The 17571-nt window shown below is 31.5% G+C and carries 21 protein-coding genes and 1 pseudogene; 14 read left to right on the forward strand and 8 right to left on the reverse strand.

Annotated elements, in window-relative coordinates:
- The first annotated feature begins 109 nt into the window (after positions 1–109).
- The gene (gene rsmA / locus DZ64_RS0104190; protein WP_236618645.1) at positions 110–829 is read left to right on the forward strand and encodes a 16S rRNA (adenine(1518)-N(6)/adenine(1519)-N(6))-dimethyltransferase RsmA; all 720 of its coding nucleotides are present in this window, start codon (positions 110–112) and stop codon (positions 827–829) included.
- Positions 798–2654, forward strand: a complete 1857-nt coding sequence (locus tag DZ64_RS0104195) for a ribonuclease J (protein ID WP_024789562.1) — start codon at positions 798–800, stop codon at positions 2652–2654. Before rsmA ends, DZ64_RS0104195 begins: the two co-directional genes overlap by 32 nt.
- On the opposite strand, the gene DZ64_RS13715 is transcribed toward DZ64_RS0104195, so the two are convergent.
- The 6 genes from DZ64_RS13715 to DZ64_RS0104230 form a co-directional block, all read right to left on the reverse strand.
- Entirely contained in the window at positions 2642–2881 is a 240-nt protein-coding gene (locus DZ64_RS13715; RefSeq protein WP_024789563.1) for a diguanylate cyclase, read from the reverse strand. The two genes, DZ64_RS0104195 and DZ64_RS13715, sit on opposite strands and share 13 nt — an antisense overlap.
- Positions 2826–3275 (reverse strand): GGDEF domain-containing protein, encoded by a 450-nt coding sequence (locus DZ64_RS13720; RefSeq protein WP_024789564.1) that lies wholly within the window; start codon positions 3273–3275, stop codon positions 2826–2828. The genes DZ64_RS13715 and DZ64_RS13720 overlap by 56 nt, the downstream gene beginning before the upstream one ends.
- Before the next feature lie 25 nt (positions 3276–3300).
- Positions 3301–3429, reverse strand: coding sequence for a hypothetical protein (locus tag DZ64_RS13725; protein WP_255327515.1), 129 nt, complete (start codon positions 3427–3429; stop codon positions 3301–3303).
- A 14-nt stretch (positions 3430–3443) separates the two neighbouring features.
- On the reverse strand, positions 3444–3689 hold the full coding sequence (locus DZ64_RS0104215) for a transporter substrate-binding domain-containing protein (protein ID WP_024789565.1): 246 nt from the start codon (positions 3687–3689) through the stop codon (positions 3444–3446).
- A gap of 100 nt (positions 3690–3789) precedes the next feature.
- Positions 3790–4029 (reverse strand): ABC transporter substrate-binding protein, encoded by a 240-nt coding sequence (locus DZ64_RS0104225; RefSeq protein ID WP_024789566.1) that lies wholly within the window; start codon positions 4027–4029, stop codon positions 3790–3792.
- A 12-nt stretch (positions 4030–4041) separates the two neighbouring features.
- The gene (locus DZ64_RS0104230; protein ID WP_024789567.1) at positions 4042–4533 is read right to left on the reverse strand and encodes an ABC transporter substrate-binding protein; all 492 of its coding nucleotides are present in this window, start codon (positions 4531–4533) and stop codon (positions 4042–4044) included.
- Positions 4534–4589: 56 nt separating this feature from the next.
- Between DZ64_RS0104230 and DZ64_RS0104235 the strand changes: the two genes are divergently transcribed.
- From DZ64_RS0104235 to DZ64_RS0104270, 7 genes and pseudogenes are all read left to right on the forward strand, one after another.
- Positions 4590–4829, forward strand: a complete 240-nt coding sequence (locus tag DZ64_RS0104235) for a DUF493 domain-containing protein (protein ID WP_024789568.1) — start codon at positions 4590–4592, stop codon at positions 4827–4829.
- Between the two features lie 9 nt (positions 4830–4838).
- A complete protein-coding gene (locus DZ64_RS0104240) occupies positions 4839–5051 on the forward strand; it encodes a hypothetical protein (protein ID WP_024789569.1) in 213 nt (70 codons plus the stop codon).
- Positions 5038–5442, forward strand: a complete 405-nt coding sequence (locus tag DZ64_RS0104245) for a type II toxin-antitoxin system VapC family toxin (RefSeq protein ID WP_024789570.1) — start codon at positions 5038–5040, stop codon at positions 5440–5442. The genes DZ64_RS0104240 and DZ64_RS0104245 overlap by 14 nt, the downstream gene beginning before the upstream one ends.
- A 9-nt stretch (positions 5443–5451) precedes the next feature.
- The gene (gene pyrC, locus DZ64_RS0104250; protein WP_162147529.1) at positions 5452–6420 is read left to right on the forward strand and encodes a dihydroorotase; all 969 of its coding nucleotides are present in this window, start codon (positions 5452–5454) and stop codon (positions 6418–6420) included.
- A gap of 118 nt (positions 6421–6538) precedes the next feature.
- Positions 6539–8836 (forward strand): annotated as a pseudogene (locus tag DZ64_RS0104255) (ribonucleoside triphosphate reductase).
- Complete coding sequence (locus DZ64_RS0104265) at positions 8836–9513, forward strand: anaerobic ribonucleoside-triphosphate reductase activating protein (protein ID WP_024789574.1); 678 nt, start codon at positions 8836–8838, stop codon at positions 9511–9513. The pseudogene DZ64_RS0104255 and the gene DZ64_RS0104265 overlap by 1 nt, the downstream one beginning before the upstream one ends.
- Positions 9514–9545: 32 nt before the next feature.
- Positions 9546–10343 (forward strand): sulfite exporter TauE/SafE family protein, encoded by a 798-nt coding sequence (locus DZ64_RS0104270; protein ID WP_024789575.1) that lies wholly within the window; start codon positions 9546–9548, stop codon positions 10341–10343.
- An 18-nt stretch (positions 10344–10361) separates the two neighbouring features.
- Here the strand turns inward: DZ64_RS0104270 and DZ64_RS0104275 are convergent, their stop codons facing one another.
- The gene (locus DZ64_RS0104275) at positions 10362–10724 is read right to left on the reverse strand and encodes a DsrE/DsrF/TusD sulfur relay family protein (RefSeq protein WP_035003118.1); all 363 of its coding nucleotides are present in this window, start codon (positions 10722–10724) and stop codon (positions 10362–10364) included.
- Between the two features lie 93 nt (positions 10725–10817).
- Between DZ64_RS0104275 and DZ64_RS0104280 the strand changes: the two genes are divergently transcribed.
- Genes DZ64_RS0104280 through DZ64_RS0104290 form a run of 3 tightly spaced genes read left to right on the forward strand, consistent with a single transcriptional unit; the run spans position 10818 to position 12448 of the window.
- The gene (locus DZ64_RS0104280) at positions 10818–11147 is read left to right on the forward strand and encodes a helix-turn-helix transcriptional regulator (protein WP_024789577.1); all 330 of its coding nucleotides are present in this window, start codon (positions 10818–10820) and stop codon (positions 11145–11147) included.
- Between the two features lie 3 nt (positions 11148–11150).
- The gene (locus DZ64_RS0104285) at positions 11151–11756 is read left to right on the forward strand and encodes a methyltransferase domain-containing protein (RefSeq protein ID WP_024789578.1); all 606 of its coding nucleotides are present in this window, start codon (positions 11151–11153) and stop codon (positions 11754–11756) included.
- Positions 11753–12448, forward strand: a complete 696-nt coding sequence (locus DZ64_RS0104290) for an MBL fold metallo-hydrolase (RefSeq protein WP_024789579.1) — start codon at positions 11753–11755, stop codon at positions 12446–12448. The genes DZ64_RS0104285 and DZ64_RS0104290 overlap by 4 nt, the downstream gene beginning before the upstream one ends.
- Here the strand turns inward: DZ64_RS0104290 and DZ64_RS0104295 are convergent.
- Entirely contained in the window at positions 12435–13070 is a 636-nt protein-coding gene (locus tag DZ64_RS0104295; RefSeq protein WP_024789580.1) for a TrmH family RNA methyltransferase, read from the reverse strand. The two genes, DZ64_RS0104290 and DZ64_RS0104295, sit on opposite strands and share 14 nt — an antisense overlap.
- Before the next feature lie 65 nt (positions 13071–13135).
- On the opposite strand from DZ64_RS0104295, the gene DZ64_RS0104300 reads away from it, so the two are divergent.
- Positions 13136–14833, forward strand: a complete 1698-nt coding sequence (locus DZ64_RS0104300) for a lysophospholipid acyltransferase family protein (RefSeq protein ID WP_024789581.1) — start codon at positions 13136–13138, stop codon at positions 14831–14833.
- Positions 14834–14895: 62 nt separating this feature from the next.
- Positions 14896–17559, forward strand: coding sequence for a bifunctional YncE family protein/alkaline phosphatase family protein (locus DZ64_RS0104305; RefSeq protein ID WP_024789582.1), 2664 nt, complete (start codon positions 14896–14898; stop codon positions 17557–17559).
- Positions 17560–17571 lie beyond the last annotated feature (12 nt).

Genomic DNA, 17571 nt, shown 5'->3' on the forward strand with positions numbered 1-17571 from the left:
AAAAACCTTTTTTGTTATAATTTTAACATACTTTACATTATAAAAAGGATATGTTATAATCAGAGCAAAGAAAAAATTTGGCCAAAATTTTTTAAAAGATAAATATTATTTGGAAAAAATCGTCGAAGCGATGCCCAATACTCAAAATTTAATTATAGAGATTGGGCCTGGCTTAGGCGATTTAACGGAAAAGTTGCTGGAAAAAAGAAAAGTGACAGCAATAGAAATTGATAAAGATTTGTGTGAAATTTTAAAAGATAAATTTCCAAACTTAAATCTAATTTGTGGTGATGTTCTTGAATTTTGGAAAAAGGGTTCTTTGGCTGAAGAAAATTATGATTTGATTGCAAATTTACCGTATTATATAGCAACAAATATAATTTTAAAAGCCCTTAAAGATAAAAACGCAAAAAATATTTTGGTTTTAATCCAAAAAGAAGTGGCAGATAAATTCAGTGCGAAAACAGGCAATAGAAATTATTCTTCTTTGGCTGTTTTGGCAAGCAGTGTTGCAAAAGTAAAAAAATTGTTTGATATACCTCCCGGGGCGTTTGTTCCTGCTCCGAAGGTGACAAGTAGTGTAATTTTATTTGAAAAGTTTAAAGAAAGCTTTAATGAGGAGTTTGCTAAATTTTTAAAAATAGCATTTAGTAATCCCAGAAAAACACTCAGTAAGAATTTATCTGCAACAGGGCTGAATTTGAAAGATTTTGAACTTGATCCGAAATTAAGACCTCACCAGGTAGACGGCTTAACTTTTTTCCGGCTCTTTTCCGCGCTAAAGGAAAGGAGTAAGAATGGAAGAAAACAAAAACGAAAATCTCAGTAAACAGAATAATAAAAACAACAATCAAAAACAAAATTTAAAATCTGTGCAAAAAAAAGCAGATCCAAAAAATTTTGTATGGTTTAAAGATTTGAATAAAGCTTTTAATGAAAATGAAAAAATTCATAAGTCTAGGCTTAATACATTTAATAAAATAAATGAAAATACAAAAAGATGGATTAAGTTTACCCCGCTTGGCGGACTTGATGAAATAGGGGGGAACTGTGCAGTACTTGAAACAGAACACAGTGCAATTATAATTGACTGCGGGATGAGTTTTCCGAGCGAGGATATGCACGGAGTTGATATTTTAATTCCCGATTTTACATATTTAAGGGAAATTAGGCATAAAATAAAAGGGCTTATAATAACACACGGTCACGAAGACCATATAGGGGCCGTGCCATATCTCTTTAAAGAAATGCAGTTTCCAATTTATGGAACAAGTTTGCCTCTTGCCATGATAGAAAACAAATTTAAAGAACATAAAATTCTGCAATACAAAAGTTATTTCAGAAGCGTAAAAAAAAGGCATCCTATTCAAATAGGGGATTTTAAAGTAGAGTGGATTCATATGACACATTCTATTATTGATTCATCTTCACTTGCCATACAGACCCCGGCGGGGACAGTAATACATACCGGGGATTTTAAAATCGACCATACACCGATTGACGGATACGCCCCTGATTTAAATAGAATCGCATATTACGGTGAAAAAGGGGTGCTTGCACTTTTCAGCGATTCTACAAATTCATATAAACCGGGTGTTACCCCGAGTGAAAGCATAGTTGGAAACACATTTGACGATCTGTTTTTGAAAAGCAAGGGCAGGGTTATAATGTCAACATTTTCTTCCAACATACACAGGGTTTATCAGGCAATTGAAAGAGGTATAAAACACGGAAGAAAAGTTTGTATTATCGGAAGAAGTATGGAACAGAACTTAAACGTGGCAATGGATTTGGGTTATATCAAACTTCCAAGGGATATTTTTATAGATCCTTATGAAATAGGGAAATATCAGGACAATGAAATTTTAATTGTCACTACCGGAAGCCAGGGGGAAAGCATGAGTGCATTATACAGAATGGCTATAGACGAGCACAGACACGTTAAAATAAAAGAAGGTGATCAGATAGTGCTCAGTGCAAGGGCCATACCCGGAAATGAGCCAAGTGTTTCCCAACTGATAAACTTTTTGATGAAAAAAGGCGCAAAAGTCGCCTATCAACAGTTCAGTGAAATTCATGTAAGCGGACATGCTTCTCAGGAAGAGCAGAAACTGATGATAAGGCTTGTTAAGCCTAAATATTTTTTCCCTGTTCACGGAGAATATAACCATAGGATGAAACACAGGGAAACTGCTCTTACAACAGGATTGGATGAAAATAATATCTTCATAATGGAAGATGGCGAACAATGGGAAATAACTCCAAAAAGGGTCAGAAAGGTAAAATCTGTAAAAACAGGAAAAATATATATCGATAACCAGATAAACGAACAGATTGAAACAGATATTGTTTTGGATAGGCAAAAATTAGCAAATGAGGGGATTATTATGGTTGTTGCCCAAATAGATAGGCAAAATAAAAAACTAATAGGAAGGCCGAGAGTTACAACATATGGAATTATTGCGGATAAAGATGATAAAGCATTTGCAAAAGAGATGGAAGATATTTTAATTAATTATATTAATCATGCCAAAGATTATGTATATGAAAAAAATAGAATTTTTGAAAATGAACTTAGAAATGTAATTAGAAAACATATATTTAGAAAAACCAAAAAATATCCAACAATTGTACCTGTAGTTTATTTTATGTAAACAACCATGTTTCTTCCTTTTTCTTTTGCCTTATAAAGAGCTCTGTCGGCTCTGTTTACTATTGAAATATTATCGTCATTTTCTTTTAATTCAGATATACCGAAAGATATAGTAACATTTAAACCGTCAAAATCATGCTCTTGTATAATTTTTTTTAGTTTTTCACAAATTTTAACCGCTTCTTTTGCTTTGGTGGAAGGTAATATAAAAATTCTTCTCCTCCCCATCTACCAAAAATGTCTGTTTTTCTAATATTTTTTCTTTTAAAGCTTCATCTCCTTTTTCATGTCCATAAATGTCATTAATTTTTTTGAAATGGTCTATATCAAAATATATGATTGATAAAGGGGTTTCATATCTTTTTGCTCTTTCAATTTCCTCAATTAATCTTTTGTTCATTTCCAGTCTGTTATAAATTTCTGTAATAAGTTTGTCATGAGTTGCTTTTTTATTTTTTTTATTTTGAAAAACAAAAGAACCAATAAAACCAGTATTAACGATAAGCTTGCTATTATAACAGCACCTATTAAATATCTTTTTTTTACTTTTTCGTATGGTATTCCTTTTTAAATTTCTTTGAAATATTTGATATATAATATGCCAGTGTGGGGAAAATATCAATAACTCCGAAAATTTCCCCTTTTTCCTAAAGTTTTAAACCTTCCTCTGAATCTTTTACAGGAACAATTTTGATTTTTGGATAATATTTTTTTACTAACTCGTATGCTGTATAATTTTTTCCTACGGCAATTTTTTTGTTATATAAATCTTCCATATTTAAAATAACATTTACATTGTTTCAATGGGATAACATACATAAGCCTTTGTAAAAATTGCATATTGTTCTCTTTTTGGAGTATTTGTTGTATTTGGAATAACATCAGCTTCTTTATATTTCATTTTATTTAATTCAGTCGTAAAATCAGGTGCAATTTCACAAAATTTTTTCAGATAGATTTTGTTAATGATATTTTTCCAAAAATCTATAGAAATACCTGTTAATTCATTGTCTTTGAGGTTGAAGTGGATATACAATGAATGAGGTTGTTTTCTATAAAGGTTTTTTCTGTTTTCTCTGTGATATAAGGGGAATATACAAAATCAAAAAAATCAAAATCGTTTTTTATATTAAAAATTAACGCTGATCTATTTTTTCTCTGTTAAACAGATAATTTTCTGATAAAAAAGGAAGTGTTTTATAAGCTTCATCTTTTAATTTTTCATATGAGAAATGCTGAGTATTGTATTTTCTGAGAATTGTTTTTACAGTTTCATCTATATGGGTTTTTGCATACTCCCAGCCTTTTTGAGTTGCTTTTACAAAATTTTTAACAATTACAGGATGTTTTTTTACAAAATCTTCTGATGTAAACATCGATGCCTTCATTTAAAGGCGAAAAGAGTTTGTATGGAATAAATAATATAAATACCTTTTTTTAAAAATTTTAGTGGAAATGTCTATACCGGCTTTTTTTAACATTCCGATGATAGCGATGTTATAAAATCCCATTTTTGGTGAATGTATGATTTCGCCTTTTAGATCTTTTAACGTTTTAACAGATGGGTCAGTTGAAACAATTGCAATAGGAGTATTTTCAAAAACAGGCATAAGGGCAATGACAGGTTTTCCTTTCAGTTTATAATAAATTAAAGAGGAATTTGCAATTCCAAACTGAGCTTTGTTATTTAAAACATCGCTTATAGGATTATTATCGCTAAGTTCTTTAAAAGTTACATTTAAATCATATTTTTTATAAAATCCTTTTTCTTTAGCCATATAAAAACCGGCAAACTGAAAAGCATTTTTCCATTTTAAATCCAGTGTAATGTTTTCGGCACTAAGAATTGAAAGTAATATAAACAAGATTATTGCAGGCATCTCTCCCCCTTATGATATAATTATATAATAAATTAATATAAAATTAAAGGAATAATATGGAAAAAAAGATAGAATATCCGAGAATATGGGGATATACTATTATAGGAGAAGATAAAGAAAAAATGAAAAAAGCCGTAAAAGAGTGTATAAACAACCAGGAATGTGAAATTAAAGATTCAAAATCGCACGGAAAATACCATTCACAAAAATTTGAAGTTTATGTTACATGTGAGGAAGAGAGAAATGAATTTTTTAAGCGTCTCAATGAACACAAAGATATAAAATTTGTTTTGTAAAGGTATATTATGATTAGAGAAATTGTAAAACCAAATAAAGAAAAATTAATTATTCATATACCAAAAGAATATATTGGAAAAGAAATTGAAATTTTAATTTTTCCAAAGAATGAAAATAAAAATGATTTAGAAGAATTTAAACAAATTACTAAAAAAAGAGTTAAACCCAAAGTTTCATATTATAAAGGTATGGAAAATGAGGTAAATAATGATTTATTTTGATACTAATGTTTTAATTTATAATACGCTAAATCAAGATGAAGAAAAATATTTATTGGCTGAAAAATTGATAAAAGATGCCTTAAAACACGATGAGTTTGTAATTTCTTCTCTTGCAATAAGTGAATATATTTTTACTTTATCAAAACTAAAAATTATTAATGAATGTAAAGAACATATTGATTTTTATTCTAAATTTTGTCAATTTACTTTTAATAAACATGATGTTTTAAATGCTTATCAAAAATGTATAAAATTAAATAAATGTAGAAATATTAATGATTTTATTCATTTAGAAATGGCAAATAAGTTTTGTAAAAAGATTATTACATTTGATTTTGATTTTAAAAATTTAGAAAAATTTTATAATATAGAAATTGAAATTGTAAAATAAAGGATAATTATGATTTTAAATACTCCGATTGATATGCATTTGCATTTAAGAGAGGGCAAAATATTAAAAGATGTTTTACCTTACACTGAAAGTCAATTTGCAGCGGCAGTTGTTATGCCAAATCTTGTGCCGCCCGTTGATAATAAAGAAAGACTTCTTTCTTATAAAGAGGAAATTTTAAGCAATTCTAAAAATTTTATTCCACTTATGAATGTTTTTATGAGAGAATATTCAGAAGAAGAATTAAAAGAATTAAAAGAGTTTATTTTTGCAATTAAACTTTATCCCGCTGGAATTACAACTAACAGTGAAGGCGGCGTCAGGGGAATTGAAACGGTTTATCCGGTGCTTGAAATAATGCAGGAACTTGGAATTCCTCTCAGTATTCACGGAGAGACCCACGGATTTGTAATGGAGAGGGAAAAAGAGTTTATCCCCGTTTATGAAAAATTAGCTAAAGACTTTCCAAAACTTAAAATTATAATGGAGCATGTTGGAACTGCAGAAATGTTAGATTTACTTGATAAATATGAAAATTTATATGCGACTATTACGCTTCATCATCTTCTTTTAACGCTTGATGAGGTTGCAGGTGGAATGCTAAATCCCCATTATTTCTGTAAACCTGTTGTCAAAACTCCAAAAGATAGAGCTGAAATTCAAAAATTTGTAAAATCCGGTCATAAAAAAATTATGTTTGGAAGCGATTCCGCCCCACATCCTATAAAAAACAAACTAAAAGGTGCCGCCGGCGTATTTTCTGCTCCGGTAATTTTACCTGCGCTTGCCGAATTTTTTGAAGAAGATACTGAAACTTTTCAAAAATTTATAAGCGATAATGCAAGAGAAAATTTCAATATTGATGTGCCGGAGAAAAAAGTTAAATTAATAAAAGAGGAATGGACGGCCCCGTATATAGTGGGAGATATTAAACCGATGTTTGCAGGAAAAATTTTTAAATATAAAGTTATAAGTTAACCTCTAAGTTTTGGGAATGAATGTCTATTTAGGATAAAAAGAGTCCCGAAATCTCGGGATTTTTTAAGTTTTAATTAAGCTTGCGGTAGTATAATTTCAAAAACCGCAGGGGTAAAAAATGAAAAGAGTAATAAAAAGAGACGGCAGCTTACAAAACTACTTTCCCTATAAAATAGAAGAAGCGATAATTAAGGCTTTTGACGCTACAAATGTTAAATATGACCCTTATGTGTTTAATGAAGTAATTGAACAGATTAAAGAAATAGAAACACCTGAAGTCGAATATATTCAGGATTTAATAGAAAAATCTCTTTATAAACACGGATATTTTGATGTAATGAAAAATTTTATGCTTTATCGGCATTTGCATAAACTTCAAAGAGAAAATTTATTAAATAAAGACGCTACATATATAAACTGCAATACAACAATCGAAGAATATATCAACAAACAGGACTGGAGAATAAACGCTAATTCCAATACGGGTTATTCACACGCAGGACTTATAAATAATACCGCAGGAAAAGTTATTGCTAATTTCTGGCTTGATAAGGTATATTCTCCTGAAGAGGGAAGGGCTCACAGAGACGGAGATTATCATATCCATGATTTGGATTGTCTGAGCGGATACTGTGCTGGTTGGAGTTTAAGGAATCTGCTTAACGAAGGGTTTAACGGAGTAAGGGGAAGGGTAGAAAGCAAGGCGCCCTCTCATTTCAGAAGTGCTCTTGGACAGATGGCGAATTTTCTTGGAATACTTCAGAGTGAATGGGCCGGAGCCCAGGCATTCAGCAGTTTTGATACATATCTTGCCCCTTATGTGTTTAAAGATAAACTGAAATTTAATGAAATTAAAGAGGCGGTTGAAAGTTTTGTATATAATCTTAATGTTCCTGCAAGGTGGGGGCAGAGTCCTTTTACAAATATTACCATAGATTTTACGGTTCCGGATGATTTGAAAGATCAGATACCGACAAGAAACAATAAACATTTGCTTGAAGGTATGGAAGATGAAGAATTATTAAAAAAATTACAAAAAAGGAACCCCAATATCAAAAAACTGACAGATGCCACATATAAAGATTTCGAGCCCGAAATGCAGGAAATTATAAAAGCTTATTATGAGGTAATGACAGAAGGTGATGCAATAGGCCAGCCTTTTACTTTTCCTATCCCTACGGTAAACATTACCGAAGATTTTGACTGGGATTCACCTGCTGCTAAGGCTCTTTGGGAAAACACCGCAAAAATAGGAAGTAGTTATTTTCAAAATTTTATAGGTAGTCAGTATATTACAGATGAAAACGGAAACAGGGTGAGAAATCCAAATGCTTATGAGCCCGGAGCGGTCAGAAGTATGTGCTGCAGGCTTCAGCTCGATTTGAGAGAACTTAAAAGAAGAGGCGGCGGGCTTTTCGGAAGTGCCGAAATGACAGGAAGTATAGGTGTTGTAACTATCAATATGGCAAGACTTGGGTATCTGTTTAAAGGCGATAAGGAAGCGTTACTTGAAAGATTGGAATATTTAATGGATTTGGCTAAATCAACCTTGGAAAAGAAAAGAAAATTTGTAGAGGAAATGTATGACAGGGGGCTTTATCCTTATACAAAAAGATATTTGCCGGGATTTAACAACCATTTTTCCACAATCGGCGTAAACGGTATAAATGAAATGATAAGAAATTTTACAAGTGATAGGGAAAATATAGCAACTGTTTGGGGAGTGGAATTTGCAAAAGAAGTGCTTGAATTTATGAGAAATAAGCTTATAAAATATCAGGAAATTACAGGAAATTTATATAACCTTGAAGCGACTCCGGCAGAGGGGACAACATACAGGTTTGCAAAAGAAGATAAAAAAAGATTTCCAAATATTATTCAGGCGGGATTTGAAGATGCGCCTTATTATACGAATTCATCCCAGCTTCCTGCAAATTATACAGACGATCCTTTTGAAGCCCTAAGTCTGCAGGATGATTTGCAAACTTTGTATACGGGGGGAACGGTATTGCATTTATATATGAGTGAAAAATTAAGCTCACCCGAAGCGGCCAAAAATCTGGTAAAAAAAGCAATTACCAATTTCAGGCTTCCTTATATTTCAATAACACCGGTATTCAGTGTATGTCCTAAACACGGATATATTGCGGGTGAATATGAATATTGTCCATACTGTGATGAAGAGCTTTTAAGAGAAATTGAAGAAGGAAAATATAAGCTTGATGATTAATCTAAAAAAGGAGAGAATATGAAAGTAAAAGAATTATCTAAAGAAGAAATTTTGGAACAATTAAAAGAGAAAAGACAAAAATGCATGGTTTATACAAGGGTTATGGGATATCACAGACCTGTTGAGAGTTTCAATATAGGTAAAAAGGCGGAGCACAGAGAAAGAAAATATTTTAAAGAAAGTTAATGAACGGAATTTATTCCATTCAAAAATTTTCATCTCTTGATTTTCCCGGAAGGCTTTGTGCCATATTGTGGTTTAGCGGATGTAATATGAGATGCCCTTATTGTTATAATAAAGATGTTGTATTCGGTAAAAAGATAATTGAAGAAGATGAAATAATCGGATTTTTAAAAACAAGAACAGGATTGCTTGACGGAGTGACATTTACCGGGGGATGTCCCACACTTTATTCCAATTTAATAAATTTTGCTAAAAAAATAAAAGATATGGGCTTTGAAATCAAACTCGATACAAACGGTATTAATACAGAAATAATTAAAGAAATGGTTGAAAATAATTTAGTGGATTATATAGCACTTGATTTTAAAGCCCCTCCTTATAAATTTGAAGAAATTACTAAAAACAATCATTATGATAAATTTGAAAAAACACTTGAAATGTTAATAAACAGTAATGTTGAATTTGAAGTAAGAACTACCGTGCATACTGATTTACTGGATGAAAACGATATAAATAAAATTATTAAAATTTTAAAAGATAAAAGCTATAAAGGCAAATATTATCTTCAGAATTTTTTTGAAACCGATAAAGAAACAATCGGAAATATCGGGCCTCAAAAAAGAAAACTTGACCGTTCGCAAATAATTTCCTCCATTCCTGTAGAATTTAGAAATTTTTAGTATAATAACCTAATTTGTAAATAAGGCTTTTTATGATTTTATCTTATATATTATTAGGCATAATTACAGGTATACTTGCAGGCACCTTGGGAATCGGCGGGGGTTTGGTAATCGTACCCGGGCTTTTGCTGATTTTTAAACATTTTGGACTGTTTCATAATGAGTATATGCATTTTGTCTCAGGCACTTCTCTGGCAATTGTTTCTTTAACTGTTGTAGGAAATATTTTCTCTTTTCAAAAACAAAAAAGAATAGACTGGCAGCTGTTTAAAGAATTGGTATATTTTATTGTGCCTTTTAATATTATAGGGGCTATTATAGCAACCTATCTTCCTTCAAAGGTACTTGAAAAATTTTTCGGACTGGTTATATTAATTTTATGTATCAATATGATTATAAATACATTTAAAAAATATAAATTAAAGATAGAATTTGAAAAAAAAGAAATTCCTTTTGTTGTAAAAATGGTTATAGGAATTGTCATGGGATTAAAATCCGGAATGTTCGGAATTGGCGGCGGGGCTTTTATAACCCCTGTTTTGTTAAAATACGGAATTGACATTAAAAAAGCGACAGCCACTACTTCTGCATTAATACTGCCGCTTGGAATAATCGGAATGTTAATGTATATTTTTCTGGGTTTTAATAAAGTTCATTTTCAATGGACGCTTGGATATGTATATTTTCCGGCTGTTTTGTTTGTGGCCCCAATTTCTATGACTTCCACTTATATAGGGGCATGGATGTCTCATAAAATGCCAAAACTCTGGCTTAGAATTTTATTTATTTTGTTTTTGCTTTTTGTAAGTTTACATTCCCTTTTGAATTAAAATTGGCAAAAGAAGAGATTAAAAAGTTATTACTTTGTCGCATTCTTCCACCCATTTTGCCAAGTCTTGCATCGTAGCTTTTATGGTATCTTCAAAATATGGCTGGTTTTTATAAATTCCGCATCTTGCCTGACATGTTCCGCAAACTTTTAGTTTTATTCCGTTTTGATACATCTCTTTAAGCATTGCAACTAAATCCGTATCATAAGTTTCAGGTTTTTTGTAACATTCCCTTGCCATATCCACAGAATCGTTCATTAAAAAAATTCTGATATCATTTCCGTTTTCAAACAATGTTTTGGCAAGTCTTAACCCGTTCCATGCAATATCACTGCCGTCATATGGTTCATGGTTGAAAATAAATAAAATTTTTTGATTCATATCCGCTCCTTTTTACTAATTTAGCTATTTAGCTTTTTTGCTAAATATTAAAGCGTATGGTATAATCTTTTATAAAAAAAATCAAGGATTTTTATGTTGACGCTTGAAGAAAAAGTCAAGGCTTTTAAAGCCCTGGGCCATAAGACGAGGCTTGAAATTTTTTTAAATATTTTAAGAAAACCTTATGTTTGTGGAATTAACAAAAAAGCCAGAAAAGATGATATTATTTCCCAGGCTTTGTGTGTAGGGGTTATTGCCGAACAGTTTGAATATTCACTGCCCACTATTTCAAGACATATAAAAGAATTAAAAGAAGCCAATTTAATAAAAATGGAAAAAATAGGTAACAGAATTTTTTTAGAACCAAATATGGAAGTTATAAAAGAATTGCAGGAATGCTTTAATTCTATGGTGAAGGAATAACAAATGCTTTTTGATAATTTAGTTAGAAATTACGAAGAATGGTTTGAAAATCATCCAAAAATTTATGAAGAAGAAATCAAAACAATTAAAAAACTTTTGCATATTGGAAGAGGAATTGAAATAGGTGTTGGAACCGGCAGGTTTGCAGCGCCTCTTGGCATTAAATTTGGAATAGAACCAAGCAGACAAATGAGTGAAATTGCCAAAAAAAGAGGTATTGAAGTAATTAATATTACGGCTGAAGAGATGGATTTTGAGGAGGAGTTTGATTTTGCTTTGATTGTAACAACAATCTGTTTTGTAAAAGATCCTTTAAAAACGCTTCAAAATACATATAAAGCATTAAAAAAAGGTGGATTTGTAATTGTGGCTTTTGTGGATTTAAACTCACCTCTTGGCAGATTTTATGAAAAAAATAAATTTAAGTCTAAATTTTATAAAGAGGCTACCTTTTTTACAAAAGATGATATAATTGATTTACTTCAAAAAACCGGATTTAGTGAATTTGAATGTGTGGAAAATTTATACGGAAACAGTTTAGATAATTTGAGTTTTAAAATAAACAGATGCAACGGCGGGGCATTTAAGGTTATAAGGGGTAAAAAATGAGATTCAGTATAGTTTTTGATAATTACAAGGCAAATGAAAATTTGGAGAGTTTTTGGGGATTTGGATGTATTATAAATGATAATTTTTTGTTTGATACAGGCTCTAACGGAAGGGCGCTAATCAGGAATATTTCAAAAATGGGATTTGATATAAAAAAACTTGAATATCTTTTTATTTCACATCCTCATTGGGACCATATAGGAGGTATTGATTCAGTTGTTGATGTAAATAGAAATTTAACAATGTTTTTGCCTGATTCTCTTTCGGCTTTATATATAAGGGATTTAAAAAAACTCAGCAGGGAAGTAAAAGTCATAAATGAATATCCGACGAAACTATTCGATAATTTCTATTCAACCGGAGTTATGCATCCAATTGGTGAACAAAGCCTTGTAATTGATGAAGGAGAATTTTCCATTGTAATAACAGGCTGCGCTCATCCTGGAGTTGTAAATATTGTAAAAAGAGCAATTGAGATGCTAAATAAACCGGTGCTTTATGCACTTGGAGGATTTCATTTGTTTAGAAGTAATGAAGAAGAAATTGCTAGGGTAATTAATGAACTTAAAAATTTAGGGGTTGAATATGTAACTCCTACTCATTGCAGCGGTGATTTGGCAATTGAAATGTTTAAAGAAGCGTATAGTGAAAATTATATTCCAGGTGGAGTTGGAAGAATTATTGAATTTTAGATTTTTTATGTCTCACCCTCCTTAATTTTTCTTCAATTATATCATCATATGCCCATTTTTTAAGGGTTTTTTCTATAATTTCAGGTGGCAGCTGAGGTTTATCATACATACCTTTATTTTTTCTTTGGCGCTGGGCTTCATACAGCATTACTGCATTTGCCACAGATACATTAAGACTCTGACTCATTCCATACATTGGAATAATCACTTTTTTATCTGCATATTTAATTGAAATATCACTTACACCATCAACTTCGTTGCCAAGAACTATTAAAGTAGGTTTTGTATAATCAACTTCTCTAAAATCAACAGAAGTTTCATCAAGCATGGTAACTACCACCTGATAGCCTTCTTTTTTAATATCCTGATAAAATTTTTCTATATCGTTAATATATTCATTAAATATCCAGTTATGGGCACCCATTGTAATTTCATTATTTAATTTTACTTTTTTCTGGTGCCTGTAATAAAGTTTTCCTATATTTACAGCATCACAAGTCCTAACTATTGCTGAAAGGTTATGAGACGAATATATATAATCCATAAAAACCCTTAAATCCCGCTGTCTTGTGTTTAAAATTTGTTTCATTTTACCTAATCTTTCCTGAGTAACTAAATACACTTTTTTCCTTTTTGTTATTTGAATGTTATTTTAACATTTTAAAATAATGAAAAAATGGAGGTTTTATGTTAAATATTAATAAAACAGTCTTAAAAAAATATCCTCAGTTAAAAAAGCTTCCAAAACCTGTCTCTAAAGGTGTAATTAAAACAATAAACAAAATTGTCCATAAAAATGAAATTGACGAATTTTTAAAAGAATTTCCCCAAAAAGAGCCTTTTACTTTCATTGAGGAAGCGCTTGAGAAGTTAAATTTCTCTTATAAATATACAGTATCTGAGATAGAGAATATTCCCGTAAACGGCAGGATTATAATTATCGCGAATCATCCGACGGGTATTTTAGATACATTTTGTCTTATTGATTTGGTAAAGAAGGTCAGAAAAGATATAAAGGTTATGGCAAATAATTTGTTGTTACTTGAACAGTTAAAATCTATTCTAATAGGGGTTGATAATTTTGACAATAAAATTACAAAAGCTTCGTTATCAAACATTAATAAGTCCCTTCATAATGAGGAAGCTGTAATAATTTTTCCTTCGGGTGAAGTTTCAAGGCCGACTCCCACAGGAATAAGGGACGGCAAATGGCATAAAGGATTTTTACATTTTGCAAAACATAATAAAGCCCCGATTTTACCTGTTTTTATAAAAGCTAAAAATTCCAAAATATTTTACAGTATGTCTTTGATTAATAAAAATTTATCTTCTCTTCTTTTATTTAATGAAATGTTTAAGAAAAAAAATTCGCATCTTGAATTTAAAATTGGAGAATTAATCCCGTTTGATAGTTTTGATAATAAAATTGATGAACAATATCAGGTAAAACTTTTTAAAAAACATCTTTATAAAATTGGAAAAAATAAAAAGGAAGTTTACCAAACTCAAAAACCGATTATTCATCCTGTTGATAAAAAAGAGCTTAAAGATGAATTAAAGCGCTGCGAAGTTTTAGGAAAAACAACCGATGGAAAAATTATATATCTGTATAAATATTCTCCAGACAGTGTTATTTTAAAAGAGATTGCAAGGCTAAGGGAATATACATTCAGAAAAGTGGGCGAGGGGACAGGTAAAAGAAAAGATAAAGACAAGTATGATTATTATTATGACCATATAATTTTATGGAATGAAGATGAACTTGAAATAGTGGGCTCTTACAGAATAGGAAATGGAGAGTTTATATATAAAAAATTTAAAGAAAAAGGGTTTTATACCAATACTTTGTATGAATTCGGTGATGAGTTTATAAAAATTTTACCGAATGCAATAGAACTTGGAAGAAGTTTTGTAGTACCAAAATACTGGGGCAGCAGGGCGCTTGATTTACTTTGGCAGGGAATAGGTGCTTATATTAAAAGTAAAAATAATATTAGATATCTTTTCGGGCCTGTGAGTTTAAGCACTGAAATTCCTCTTTTTGCCCAGGAGATGATAATTTATTATTTTGATAAATATTATGGAAAAAACAAACATTTAGTAAAAGCAAAAAATCCTTTTATTGTTTCAAAAAATTCATTGGAAGAATTTAATTCTGTTTTTAAAGGCGGTTTAAAAGAAGATTTTAATATTTTAAGAAGCTATCTAAATTACTATAATACTTCTATTCCTACTTTATATAAGCAATATACTGATTTATGCGAAAGAGAAGGAGCCAGCTTTATAGATTACAATGTGGATGAGGATTTTAACAATTGTATTGACAGTTTTGTATTGGTTGATATTTCTACCATTAAGCCGCAAAAGAAAAAAAGATATCTTTAATTGTTATTTTAATGTTATTTTAATTTCCTATACTTCTTTTGAAAAACTTTTAAGGAGAGGGAATGAAAATTAGAAAATACGGTTTGATGTTATCAATTGGTTTGATAATGATGAGCGGATGTGCAAACAATATGAATTTGGACAGACAATCAAAAAATGTTCAAAATGAATATTTTGCACCGACCGGAGATAGGTTAACACCCGCAGGCAAATTAATAAAATACGGAACTGCGGACATAGAGCAGCATGCAATGGACTGCAGGCTTTCGCCGGATGGGAAAATACTTGCGGTTGAGGGGAGGTTTTATTTAACATTGATTGATACAAAAACAGATAAAGTTATAAATGAAATTAATCTTAAAAAATCTTTTTTATCTAAAAAACATTCAGGTAATATGTATTCGGGAATTGCTTTTTCAAAAGACGGAAAACATATTTACTGGACAACAAGTTTGGGAGATATTCTGGAAGCCGCTTTAACAGGTACAAATGCGGCAATAAGTAAATTTTATCATTTTGATAAAGAAAACGGCAGACCCGCACTTCCTAACGATATAAAATTTTCAAAAGACGGGAAATATATGTACGTTACACTTAACGGTGCTGATAAAGTAGCAAAAATAGATGTGGCCACAAAAGAATTGGTTTGGGAAAAAGGGACAAAAGGAAATTTCCCATACGGCTTGGCAATTGCCAATAAGAAAATTTTTGTTACAAACTGGGGAGGGAAATTAGCCAATCCGTATAATGACATTGTTTCAAAAGGCGGATGGAATGATGAAAAAGCAGGATTTATAAAGGTTGATTCCATGAGTGAAAGTGCGGCAAGCGGCACTGTAAGCGTTATGGATGAAAACGGCAATGTAATAAAAACCTTAAACGTGGGGCTTCATCCGAATGACATTATTTCAAACGAAGAAGGAAGCAAAGTTTATGTGGCAAATGCAAACTCCGATACTGTTTCGGTTATTGACACAAAAACTTATAAAATTGAAAATATAGGTGTTTCACCAAACAGGGTTCCTTACGGATTTTCTCCTGATGCCCTGGCGCTGTCCCCAGATGAAAAATTTCTTTTTGTGGCGGATGGAAACCTTAATTGTGTCAGTGTAATTGATTTAAGTAATAATCAAGTAATCGGACTTATCCCAACAGGTGCGTATCCTGGGGGGCTTGATGTTTCAAAAGACGGGGAAAAGTTATATGTAGCCGATACGGAAGGGCTTTATTCAAGAGCTACAACTCAAAATAAAAATGACAAACACTTCAAATTGAATTATCCTCAAAAAGGAAGAAAAAACATTTCAACTGCTGGGTATTACAATACACACAGAGAATTTGCATATATTTCTGATATAAAATTGCCTGAGCTTGAAAAAGAGGATTTACAATACTGGACAAATCAGGTTAAGACCAATATGCAATATAGAAAACTTAAAAAAGCAATCGAAGAATCTATGCTTCCTCCGAGAAAAAATGTTAAACCTGTTCCGGTTCCTGAAAGACTCGGGGAACCTTCTGTATTTAAGCATGTTATTTATATTATAAAAGAAAACAGAACGTATGACCAGGTTTTAGGTGATATGAAAGAAGGTAACGGGGAAGCTTATTTAACGGTATTCGGTAAAAAAGTTACTCCTAATATGCATAAATTAGCACGTGAATTCGGACTTTTGGATAATTTTTATGATGTAGGCAAATGTTCGGCCGAAGGACATCCTTGGAGTGATAGTGCATTTGTGGATGATTATGTGGAAAAAAATGTAAGAGGCTGGTTCAGGGGATATCCTCATGTAATTTTGGATGCGATGGTTTCACCAAAAACAGGATATATCTGGGATGATGTTCTTTTCCACGGACATACTTTTAAAAATTACGGTGAAAATGTTCAGGCTGATGTTCCAAAATATTCAACATGGAAACAGTTTTACACTGATTATAAGAATGGAATTTCAATACCGTTTAAAAATTATGTATCTTTAAACAATATTGCAAAATATACTTCAAATACATATCCGGGATATGATCATCACAGAATACCTGACGAGATAAGGGCGGACGCATTTATTAAAGATATTAAAAAAGCAACTGACAGTAATTTCCCTGATTTTACCATAATGGCTCTTCCGGCTGACCATACTTCTCATCTAAAACCTGGATATCCGACACCTGCGTCAATGGTTGCGGATAATGATTTGGCTTTGGGGAGAATTGTAGAAGCCGTTTCGCACAGCCCTATATGGAAAGATACTGTAATTTTTGTATTGGAAGACGATACCCAGGACGGCTGGGACCATGTTTCTTCATACAGAGGTCCTGCATGGGTTATCAGCCCTTATTCAAAAAAACACCAGGTAATTCATACTTTTTATACACAGTTATCGGTTTTGCATACTATAGAAAGAATTTTAGGAATTCCTCCTATGAATATTAATGACGCAACTGCCCCTGTTATGTACAGCTGTTTTACAAATAAACCTGATTTCACCCCTTATACGCATGTTAAAAACCAGATACCTCTTGATAATATGAATCCAAAACCTGATGAGTTAAGTGGATTGGCTCGTAAATGGTCTCAAATAGCATCAAAATTGGATACAAAAATGGATAATTCAGCAAATGATGATTTGCTCAATAAAATGATTTGGTATTCTGCAAAAGGCTATAATACGCCTTATCCTTCAAAATATGTTATAAAAAGCAGCCATATAGACGATGACGATTAAAATCACGGAAAA

The organism is Lebetimonas sp. JH292, assembly GCF_000523275.1.
Classification (GTDB): domain Bacteria; phylum Campylobacterota; class Campylobacteria; order Campylobacterales; family Nautiliaceae; genus Lebetimonas.

What these genes read in the sequence shown, in the direction of transcription:
- DZ64_RS0104195 (WP_024789562.1), top strand. Translation starts at nt 798, where the DNA reads ATGGAAGAAAACAAAAACGAAAATCTCAGTAAACAGAATAATAAAAAC.
- DZ64_RS13715 (WP_024789563.1), bottom strand. Translation starts at nt 2,881, where the DNA reads ATGGGGAGGAGAAGAATTTTTATATTACCTTCCACCAAAGCAAAAGAA.
- DZ64_RS13725 (WP_255327515.1), bottom strand. Translation starts at nt 3,429, where the DNA reads ATGGAAGATTTATATAACAAAAAAATTGCCGTAGGAAAAAATTATACA.
- DZ64_RS0104225 (WP_024789566.1), bottom strand. Translation starts at nt 4,029, where the DNA reads ATGTTTACATCAGAAGATTTTGTAAAAAAACATCCTGTAATTGTTAAA.
- DZ64_RS0104230 (WP_024789567.1), bottom strand. Translation starts at nt 4,533, where the DNA reads ATGCCTGCAATAATCTTGTTTATATTACTTTCAATTCTTAGTGCCGAA.
- DZ64_RS0104235 (WP_024789568.1), top strand. Translation starts at nt 4,590, where the DNA reads ATGGAAAAAAAGATAGAATATCCGAGAATATGGGGATATACTATTATA.
- DZ64_RS0104240 (WP_024789569.1), top strand. Translation starts at nt 4,839, where the DNA reads ATGATTAGAGAAATTGTAAAACCAAATAAAGAAAAATTAATTATTCAT.
- DZ64_RS0104245 (WP_024789570.1), top strand. Translation starts at nt 5,038, where the DNA reads ATGATTTATTTTGATACTAATGTTTTAATTTATAATACGCTAAATCAA.
- pyrC (WP_162147529.1), top strand. Translation starts at nt 5,452, where the DNA reads ATGATTTTAAATACTCCGATTGATATGCATTTGCATTTAAGAGAGGGC.
- DZ64_RS0104265 (WP_024789574.1), top strand. Translation starts at nt 8,836, where the DNA reads ATGAACGGAATTTATTCCATTCAAAAATTTTCATCTCTTGATTTTCCC.
- DZ64_RS0104270 (WP_024789575.1), top strand. Translation starts at nt 9,546, where the DNA reads ATGATTTTATCTTATATATTATTAGGCATAATTACAGGTATACTTGCA.
- DZ64_RS0104275 (WP_035003118.1), bottom strand. Translation starts at nt 10,724, where the DNA reads ATGAATCAAAAAATTTTATTTATTTTCAACCATGAACCATATGACGGC.
- DZ64_RS0104280 (WP_024789577.1), top strand. Translation starts at nt 10,818, where the DNA reads ATGTTGACGCTTGAAGAAAAAGTCAAGGCTTTTAAAGCCCTGGGCCAT.
- DZ64_RS0104285 (WP_024789578.1), top strand. Translation starts at nt 11,151, where the DNA reads ATGCTTTTTGATAATTTAGTTAGAAATTACGAAGAATGGTTTGAAAAT.
- DZ64_RS0104290 (WP_024789579.1), top strand. Translation starts at nt 11,753, where the DNA reads ATGAGATTCAGTATAGTTTTTGATAATTACAAGGCAAATGAAAATTTG.
- DZ64_RS0104300 (WP_024789581.1), top strand. Translation starts at nt 13,136, where the DNA reads ATGTTAAATATTAATAAAACAGTCTTAAAAAAATATCCTCAGTTAAAA.
- DZ64_RS0104305 (WP_024789582.1), top strand. Translation starts at nt 14,896, where the DNA reads ATGAAAATTAGAAAATACGGTTTGATGTTATCAATTGGTTTGATAATG.